The organism is Nonomuraea sp. KM90 (genome assembly GCF_052246675.1).
GTDB lineage: Bacteria > Actinomycetota > Actinomycetes > Streptosporangiales > Streptosporangiaceae > Nonomuraea.
The window spans coordinates 1-1,381 of record NZ_JBQQCB010000361.1 but is presented as its reverse complement, the minus strand read 5'-3'; the positions used below and the strand labels follow the sequence as shown (position 1 = coordinate 1,381).

Annotated in this window: 3 protein-coding genes; 2 read left to right on the top strand and 1 reads right to left on the bottom strand. The window is 65.2% G+C overall.

Annotation, left to right across the window (positions count from 1 at the left end):
• Nucleotides 1-138: 138 nt before the first annotated feature.
• Nucleotides 139-312, bottom strand: coding sequence for an ATP dependent DNA ligase (locus ACTWPW_RS64215; protein ID WP_443175044.1), 174 nt, complete (start codon nucleotides 310-312; stop codon nucleotides 139-141).
• On the opposite strand from ACTWPW_RS64215, the gene ACTWPW_RS64210 reads away from it, so the two are divergent.
• Nucleotides 253-384 (top strand): hypothetical protein, encoded by a 132-nt coding sequence (locus ACTWPW_RS64210; RefSeq protein WP_443175045.1) that lies wholly within the window; start codon nucleotides 253-255, stop codon nucleotides 382-384. The two genes, ACTWPW_RS64215 and ACTWPW_RS64210, sit on opposite strands and share 60 nt — an antisense overlap.
• Nucleotides 381-806: a hypothetical protein gene (locus ACTWPW_RS64205; RefSeq protein WP_443175043.1), complete on the top strand. Its 426-nt coding sequence runs from the start codon at nucleotides 381-383 to the stop codon at nucleotides 804-806. Before ACTWPW_RS64210 ends, ACTWPW_RS64205 begins: the two co-directional genes overlap by 4 nt.
• Nucleotides 807-1,381 lie beyond the last annotated feature (575 nt).

The window sequence follows — 1,381 nt, the reverse complement described above, 5'->3', positions numbered from 1 at the left end:
GCAGCCATGATCCGCCTGGCCTCCATCGACAACCTCGCCCGACGCGTAACCGGCGAAACCACCCCAACCTGGCGAAACGCGTAACTGGCAATCAACCACAAACTTCGCTCTTCAGACGCCCTCTGAGATCGGATGGGGTCAGATCTGGCCGGAGACCTCGCCAGGACGCGCCAGTCGCAGGTGTCGGTTGGCGGTCCACTCCATGACACGCACCTCTCCGACGAGCTCAGGGCGGACCCGACACACACCACGGTGGAGTTCATCCTGCCGTTGGCCGGTGAACGGATTGCGTTGCTGCTGCAAAGGGCGCAGCCGGGTGGCCAGATCGGTCCGCATCGCATCAGTGAAGGCCGTCTTGACGGTGCCCGGCTGATGCGCTGGTGAAGGCGGCGGCGTTCGAGGCGCGTCGCGTCGCCGAGCTGCTGCGTGCGGCGGGCTGGACGGTACCGGTGACCGCGGTGGTCGCGGTGCACGGCGCCCGCCTGCCTCGCCGGGGGACGCTGACCGTCTCCGGCGTGACGTTGCTGCGAGCCGGCCGGGTCTGCGGGTGGATCCTGTGCCGTCCGGCCCGGGTGGAGACCACCCTGGACCCCGGCACCGACGCCGGCGTCGACAACATCACGCTGAATGAGACCATGCGCCGTCTGGCCCGCGCGCACGCCCGCGCCGGCGACCTCAAGGAAGCCGACATCGTCCTGGACCAGCTCGTGGACGCCTTCCGCGACAAGGACGTCCCGGCGCCGGTCCTGGCCACCATCGTCGAACAAGCCGAAACCGCCCGCGCCCAGCTCCACGAGCACGCCTGAGCGCACTAACGGCGTCTGACCACCCCGGGCCTGTGATGCACAGAAGGCTCCTGAAGGCTTTTCGGGGGAATGCGTGGTAGAAGAGGAAGATCGGGCGGCTGCACGGCGGAGCCTCGTTCGATTGGACCGCGATGTGGTCAGCTCGCGCCACGGCTTCAACACGGCATTGACCTGCAGCGCGCTGCGCCCCCTCCTGGGGTGCGCCGGTAGTGTTCTAACAAGCTCAATCGCAATCCATGTACCAGGTGGTGCCCCAGGTCTTACCGACAGCCCAGCTCTCGCCGGCGTAGGCGACGTTGCCACCGTGAACGGGCAGCGGGTGTTGAGGAAGAGATGGCATTAATCATGCGATAGAAGGCATAAATCCGGCTTTATTTTCTTCCTTTCGAGGGTGATCCTTGTTCCGAGGGGCGGGCGAGTATTCAAGGAGCGAATCCGGGATCCGCATTACAGAGGTTGAAAGTTCGGGGTTTCATGTCGATCTCGGGTTCGTGATCAGGCCGGTGTGTGTCAGGAAGGCGTCCAGGAGGTCGGGGCGGTACTGCAGTTGCTTGAGTCGGCTGCGAATGACCATG